At 65.1% G+C, this 6000-nt stretch carries 7 protein-coding genes; 1 reads left to right on the forward strand and 6 read right to left on the reverse strand.

What is annotated here, in order from left to right; all coding sequences use genetic code 11:
* Positions 1–133 precede the first annotated feature (133 nt).
* From AX725_RS05460 to AX725_RS05485, 6 genes are read right to left on the reverse strand one after another with little or no spacing between them, the layout of a single operon-like run.
* Positions 134–1123: an NAD-dependent epimerase/dehydratase family protein gene (locus AX725_RS05460; protein WP_066114354.1), complete on the reverse strand. Its 990-nt coding sequence runs from the start codon at positions 1121–1123 to the stop codon at positions 134–136.
* A complete protein-coding gene (locus AX725_RS05465) occupies positions 1120–1806 on the reverse strand; it encodes a glutathione S-transferase N-terminal domain-containing protein (protein ID WP_060977256.1) in 687 nt (228 codons plus the stop codon). The genes AX725_RS05460 and AX725_RS05465 overlap by 4 nt, the downstream gene beginning before the upstream one ends.
* Positions 1806–2711 (reverse strand): alpha/beta hydrolase, encoded by a 906-nt coding sequence (locus tag AX725_RS05470; protein ID WP_060977257.1) that lies wholly within the window; start codon positions 2709–2711, stop codon positions 1806–1808. Before AX725_RS05470 ends, AX725_RS05465 begins: the two co-directional genes overlap by 1 nt.
* A 7-nt stretch (positions 2712–2718) precedes the next feature.
* Positions 2719–3354 (reverse strand): 3-oxoacid CoA-transferase subunit B, encoded by a 636-nt coding sequence (locus AX725_RS05475; protein WP_060977258.1) that lies wholly within the window; start codon positions 3352–3354, stop codon positions 2719–2721.
* Complete coding sequence (locus AX725_RS05480) at positions 3354–4253, reverse strand: HAD family acid phosphatase (RefSeq protein ID WP_060977259.1); 900 nt, start codon at positions 4251–4253, stop codon at positions 3354–3356. Before AX725_RS05480 ends, AX725_RS05475 begins: the two co-directional genes overlap by 1 nt.
* Positions 4254–4255: 2 nt before the next feature.
* Complete coding sequence (locus tag AX725_RS05485) at positions 4256–4963, reverse strand: CoA transferase subunit A (protein WP_060977260.1); 708 nt, start codon at positions 4961–4963, stop codon at positions 4256–4258.
* 183 nt (positions 4964–5146) lie between these two features.
* On the opposite strand from AX725_RS05485, the gene AX725_RS05490 reads away from it, so the two are divergent.
* Entirely contained in the window at positions 5147–5965 is an 819-nt protein-coding gene (locus AX725_RS05490; protein WP_060977261.1) for a universal stress protein, read from the forward strand.
* Positions 5966–6000: the final 35 nt, after the last annotated feature.

Raw genomic sequence — 6000 nt, forward strand, 5'->3', positions numbered from 1 at the left:
ATGTGTAAATTGCGCCCCGGCCGCAATGCCTTATTGCCTGCATCTCAGCCACTTTACACGTTCTGCCCTGTAAAATGCTTAAACACAAGTGAGGCACGATTCGGCCTGTCGCCGCAGCGCGTCAGGCTGGCGGCTAAAGCGGGTCGGCCCCCGCCGCGACGATCGGCGAGACATAATCGGGATCGTGCTTGAACGGCAGCGGACTGTCTGCGCGCAGCGCCTGCAGGATCGCGGCGAAATCTGTCACGGGCCTGAAGCCCAGCAGCCGTTCAGCCTTGGCAGGATCGTAAACGCGGTCGATCGCTGTCGGCAATTGCCAGCCGCGCTGCGCGTAGAGCTCCGCGGCATCGGGATGATAGCGCGCGATCACGCCTGGTGCATCTTCCACCAGCGCTGCGGCATCCCCGCGCGCAAAGGGCGGCGGGGCGGAAAGCACGAAGGCCTGGAAGCCGAGCCCCGCCGGTGCCTCCAGCGCGGCAATATGCGCGCGTGATGCATCCTCGACTGTCAATCGCCGGTTGAGAAACTCGTTGGCCTTGAGGTTCGGGCCCGGCAGCGATGCGTCGGTATCGTCGTCCTCCGGAAAGAACCGTCCGGTGCGCATCACCAGCGCATCGATGCCGTGCAGATCGGCATAGAGGCGGCACAGCTCCTCCGCCGCCAGCTTGGTGACGCCATAGATGTTGCGTGGGCGCAAGGGACCGAAATCCTCGTCGAGCCAGAACGCCGCCTTCGCCCCGCCCGCTGCGCCCGCGCGAACATCGGCGCGGACCATCAGCGAGGTGGTCGAGGTGAAGATGAAACGCTTGTGCCCGGCCGCGACCGCTGCCTCGAGCAGGTTGAGCGTGCCGGTGACATTGACCTCGACAAAGCTCTGCGCGCGATAGCGCACGATATCGGGCTTGTGCAGTGCGCCGGCATGGATGACGCAGCTGGGCTGGTGATCGGCAAAGGCGCGCTCGACGCTGGCGCGGTCGGCGACCGAGGCGATGATATCGGTCTCGGCTCCGGCGACGATATCGAGGCCGATGACCGTGTGCCCCGCTTCGCGCAGCATCGGGGCCAGAAACCGTCCGAGCCAGCCCGACGACCCGGTGAGCAGGACGCGGTGCGGCTGGCTCATGCGGCGCGGTGATCCTCGCGGATGGTCGCGACGCCAGCAATCTCTTCCTCGTGCGCAGGATCGCGCCAGGTTTCGGCCAGCGCCTGCGCCTCCCAGTCGAGCATGGCGGGATGCGCAAGTACGCGCTCGACCCAGGCCTGGCCCTTGGCTCCGATCTTGAGATCGAAGCTGCGGACGCGATAGGCGACCGGCGCGAAGAACGCATCGACGGCAGTGAAGCTATCACCCGCCAGCCAGGGGCCGCCGAACCGATCGAGCCCTTGCGCGAAGAGCTCGCCGATACGGTCGATATCGGCCTGAAGCGCGGGCGGGACCGCGATCAGCTCGGCGCGCACGCCGACGCTCATCGGGCAGATATTGCGCAGGGGCGAGAAGCCCGCATGCATCTCGGCCGCCGCTGAGCGCGCCCAGGCGCGCGCGACTGGATCGGCGGGCCAGACGCCTGCATGCCGTTCGGCCAGATATTCGACGATCGCGAGCGAATCCCAGACGATCACCTCGCCATCGTGCAGACACGGTACCTTGCCATTGGGCGCGAAGCTGCGAAACTCTTCGGAATTGTCGGGCCCGGCGAAGGGCACCAGCCGATCCTCGAACGGAATGCCAAGCGCCTTCATCAGCAGCCAGGGACGCAGCGACCAGCTCGAATAATTGCGGTTCGCGGTGAAGAGGGTGTAGCTCATCAATCTGCCTCCTTGCCCAGATGGCGGTTCAGGAATGCGACGCTGTCTTGCAGCACCGGCCCCTTGCTGCGGAACGGCACCGACAAGGCCATGACGACTTCCTCATGGTCAAGCCCGCGATAGTTGATCAGCTCTGCCAGCGCGCCCAGTGCCTTGAGCCGCTTCGACAGGTTGATCGCATTGCGCGGGCGCACGGTCTCGTCCCTGGTGCTGGTCACCAACAGCATCGGCGGCGCATCGGCGCGCGCCTGCTCGATCGGCTGGGTGAGCTTGGGATCGGGATAATGCGACATCGCGTCGATCGAGCGCTTGGTCGTGAAGGGATAGAAATCGTACGGGCCGCTCAGACCCAACACCGCCTTGACGATGCCGGGATCGACCTCTGCCGCCTTGAGCCAGCGCGGGTCGAGCGCGAGCAGCACGGCGGTATGCGCGCCTGCCGAGTGGCCGGAAAATGCGATGCGCTGGGGGTCACCGCCAAAGCGCGCGATATTGTCGCGTACCCAGGCGACCGCCTCGGCTCCGTCCTGAACGAATGCCGGGAAGCGGACCTCCGGTACCTTGCGGTAATCGGGGATGACGACAACGAAGCCCTGGCGTGCGAAGGCGCGTCCGGCAAAGGCATAGTCCGCTCTCGCGCCCTTTACCCAGCCGCCACCATGCCAGAAGATCAGCACCGGGCGCTTGTCGCCGTTCGATGCCCCTTCGGCGCGCCATATGTCGAGCGTCTGGCCATGGCTGCCGAAGCGCACGCCCTGCGTTACCAGCCGTGCGCCCTTGCCTCCGCCCATCGCGGCATCAAGCTGGCTCAGCAGCAGCGGCGGCGAGGTCGTCGCGGCGACAAGGCCCAGCCCTGCCACCGCTGCGAACACCACGCCAAGGCCCAGCTTCGTGCCGCGCTTCATGCGAGGCTCAGCTGACGTAATGCGCGGTGGTCTTAGAAGCGACCTCATCTGCAGTGACGCCTGGGGCCAGTTCGATCAGCCTGAAAGGGCTGTCATGGTCGGGTCGCTGGAACACCGCGAGATCGGTGATGATCATGTCGACCACATTCTTGCCGGTGAGCGGCAGCGTGCAGGCCGGAATGAATTTGGGGTCGCCGTTCTTGCTGGTATGCTCCATCACGACGATGATCTTCTTGACGCCCGCGACCAGGTCCATCGCACCGCCCATGCCCTTGATCATCTTGCCGGGGATCATCCAGTTGGCGATGTCGCCATTTTCGGCGACCTCCATCGCGCCGAGCACGGTCAGATCGATATGCCCGCCGCGGATCATCGCGAAGCTGTCCGACGAGCTGAAATAGCTCGACGAGGCGAGTTCGCTGATCGTCTGCTTGCCCGCATTGATCAGGTCCGCGTCCTCCTCACCCTCGAACGGGAACGGGCCGATGCCGAGCATGCCATTTTCCGACTGCAGCGTCACCTCGATGCCTTCAGGCACATGGTTCGCGACCAGCGTCGGGATGCCGATGCCCAGGTTGACGTAATAGCCGTCCTTGAGTTCCTTCGCGGCGCGCGCCGCCATGTCGTCACGGGTCCAGGCCATTATTGTGCTCCTTCAGAAGGTTGCCAGTGCGTTTCAGCGGGGAAGATGTCGTCAAAGCCGCCGCGGATCGACGGGCCGTAGACCGGGTTGGCGAACAGGAACCAGCCATTGCCCCACAGCCTGTCATAGGGTGCGGCCATCGCCAGCGCGCGGCGCTCAAGCGGGGGCAGTTCGGGCTTGTTGAACGCATTGCGGAAATCACCGAGCTGGTCGCCCGCCATCGCGATGACGCACCAGCGCGCGGCGATGGTCGCGCGGCGCTGGTCCTTGCTCGATCCCGTGGCGTCGTCGCCCATCAGGAACAGCGTGTCGCCATGCTTGAAGCTGCCCAGGCCCGCAGCGGCAAGCGTTTCCTCGCTGCCCTTGGCATTAGCGGAAGAGCGGTTGGTGTTGGCAATGGGCGTGATCCCCGCCGCGCGCAAAGCCTGCATCGCCTCGACCGCGCCGGGCATCGCCACGGCCTTGCCCGTGCCGGTCTTTTCCCACTGGTCCCAGGTCTTCGCGTCGAATTCCTTGCCGGTCATCGCGAACCAGCGCATCGGGCCGATATTCCAGATCAGCGTCTCGTCGGCATCGAACACGGCGGCGAGCGGCTTGTTGCCGCAGGCGAAGGGCTTGCCGGTCGTCTCGTCGATGATCACGCTGTCGGCAGGCCGCGCCTTGGCCTTGGCGAGCGCATAGGATGTGAGCGCGCCATAGGTCTGACGCACCGAGATCGCGCCCTCGGCCGAGCCGTATAGCCATTGCTGGCCCATCGGGACGGTCGGGACCATCGCGGTCTGCGCAGGTGCCGGAGCAGGCGGCGCGGCGGGCGCCTCGACGATGGTCGTGGTGCAGGCGGAGAGCGCCAACGCGGCCAGGACCGCGCCGCCCCTGCCAGCGCGGTGGTCTTGTCGCATCCTCACGCGTCCGCCCGCGCGCGCACGGTGCGGAACTCGATCTTCTTGTCGTACGGCGCGCCGCAGATCAGGCGCTTCACATAGATGCCGGGCAGATGGATGGCATCGGGATCGAGGCTGCCGGTCTCGACGATTTCCTCCACCTCGGCGACGCAGATCTTGCCTGCGGTCGCCATCGGCTGGTTGAAGTTGCGCGCGGTCTTGCGGAAGATCAGGTTGCCCGACTTGTCGGCCTTCCATCCCTTGATGATGCACAGATCGGCATAGATGCCGCGTTCCAGAATATAGGTCTGGCCGTCGAAATCCTTGTGCTCTTTGCCCTCGGCGACCTGGGTCCCGACGCCGGTCTTGGTGTAGAAGCCGGGAATGCCCGCACCGCCCGCGCGGCAGCGTTCGGCGAGTGTCCCTTGCGGGCAGAATTCCACCTCGAGCTCGCCTGCCAGATACTGCCGCTCGAACTCCTTGTTCTCGCCGACATAGCTTGAGATCATCTTCTTGACCTGGCGCGTACGCAGCAGCTTGCCGAGCCCCTCGCCGTCGATCCCGGCATTGTTCGAGGCGATGGTGAGATCCTTGGTGCCCGCGTCGCGGATCGCGTCGATGAGCCGCTCGGGAATACCGCACAGGCCGAAACCGCCTGCGCAGATGTGCATCCCGTCGAACAGAAGTCCCTCCAGAGCGGATGCGGCGTCGGGATAGATTTTCTGCATGACGGATGTCTCCCAGTCAAAAGGGTCTTGGATCGGCAGCCGGACGGCCAACTTGGATGATTCGAGCGTCCCGCCTTCGCCTAGCGTCCCGCCCCGGCTTTTTCCAGCACCGCTTGATTTGAATCAATGCACTTGGGTCCGCTTCCGGCGCAATTTGGTTACGTCAAAAGAGGAGAGCGTGTGATGAAATCCATTCTGGTTTACGCCGATGGCGGCAAGGCCTTCGAATCCCGTCTGCAGGTGGCGCTTGACCTCGCCCGCGCGCAGAACGGGCATATCACCTTCCTGCAGGCGACGCCGCTTTCGGGTTTTATCGTGATGGACCCGATGGGCGGCAGCTATGTGCCTGCGGGCATGCTCGAACAGCTTCGCGCCGACGAGGAAAAGCTGCGCGCGCTGGTCGAGGCGCAGATGAGCATCGAGGGCCTGCCCTGGGACTGGACCGCCTATGACGGCGACGTCACCCAGGCGGTGATCAGCGCGTCGCGTCTTGCCGATGTCATCGTGCTGTCGCTCGACAATGCCGAGCGCAATGTACGCCCGCATCCGTTGCTGTCGATCGCCGATGTCGCGGTCGAAACGCGCTGCCCGGTGCTGGCGGTGCCGACCACGCTCAAGTCGCTCTATACCGGCGGCAAGATCCTCATCGCCTGGGACGGCAGCCACGAAGCGGCCAATGCGGCGCGCCAGGCGCTTCCTCTGCTCAAGAACGCAGGCTCGGTGCATCTGTTGACGGTGGTCGAGCCCAAAAAGGCCGCCGGCTTCCCCTCGACCGAGGCGTGCGAATATCTCTCGCGCCATGGCGTATGCAGCGAGTTGATCGAACGCGAGCGCGGCCTCATGTCGATCGAGGAGATCATCGAGAATGTCGCAGGCGAGATCGGCGCGGACCTGCTCGTCATGGGCGCGTTCGGCCATAGCCGCTTGCGCGAAGTGCTGCTCGGCGGGGTGACGCGCTATTTCCTCAAGGATTCCAACATCCCGCTGCTGCTGGCGCATTGAGCCGGGTCGCCACCGCTCCCGCCAATAGCGGCGGG

This window comes from Blastomonas sp. CCH9-A1 (assembly GCF_001557175.1).
Classification (GTDB): domain Bacteria; phylum Pseudomonadota; class Alphaproteobacteria; order Sphingomonadales; family Sphingomonadaceae; genus Blastomonas; species Blastomonas delafieldii_A.

What these genes read in the sequence shown, in the direction of transcription:
- AX725_RS05460 (WP_066114354.1), bottom strand. Translation starts at nt 1,123, where the DNA reads ATGAGCCAGCCGCACCGCGTCCTGCTCACCGGGTCGTCGGGCTGGCTC.
- AX725_RS05465 (WP_060977256.1), bottom strand. Translation starts at nt 1,806, where the DNA reads ATGAGCTACACCCTCTTCACCGCGAACCGCAATTATTCGAGCTGGTCG.
- AX725_RS05470 (WP_060977257.1), bottom strand. Translation starts at nt 2,711, where the DNA reads ATGAAGCGCGGCACGAAGCTGGGCCTTGGCGTGGTGTTCGCAGCGGTG.
- AX725_RS05475 (WP_060977258.1), bottom strand. Translation starts at nt 3,354, where the DNA reads ATGGCCTGGACCCGTGACGACATGGCGGCGCGCGCCGCGAAGGAACTC.
- AX725_RS05480 (WP_060977259.1), bottom strand. Translation starts at nt 4,253, where the DNA reads ATGCGACAAGACCACCGCGCTGGCAGGGGCGGCGCGGTCCTGGCCGCG.
- AX725_RS05485 (WP_060977260.1), bottom strand. Translation starts at nt 4,963, where the DNA reads ATGCAGAAAATCTATCCCGACGCCGCATCCGCTCTGGAGGGACTTCTG.
- AX725_RS05490 (WP_060977261.1), top strand. Translation starts at nt 5,147, where the DNA reads ATGAAATCCATTCTGGTTTACGCCGATGGCGGCAAGGCCTTCGAATCC.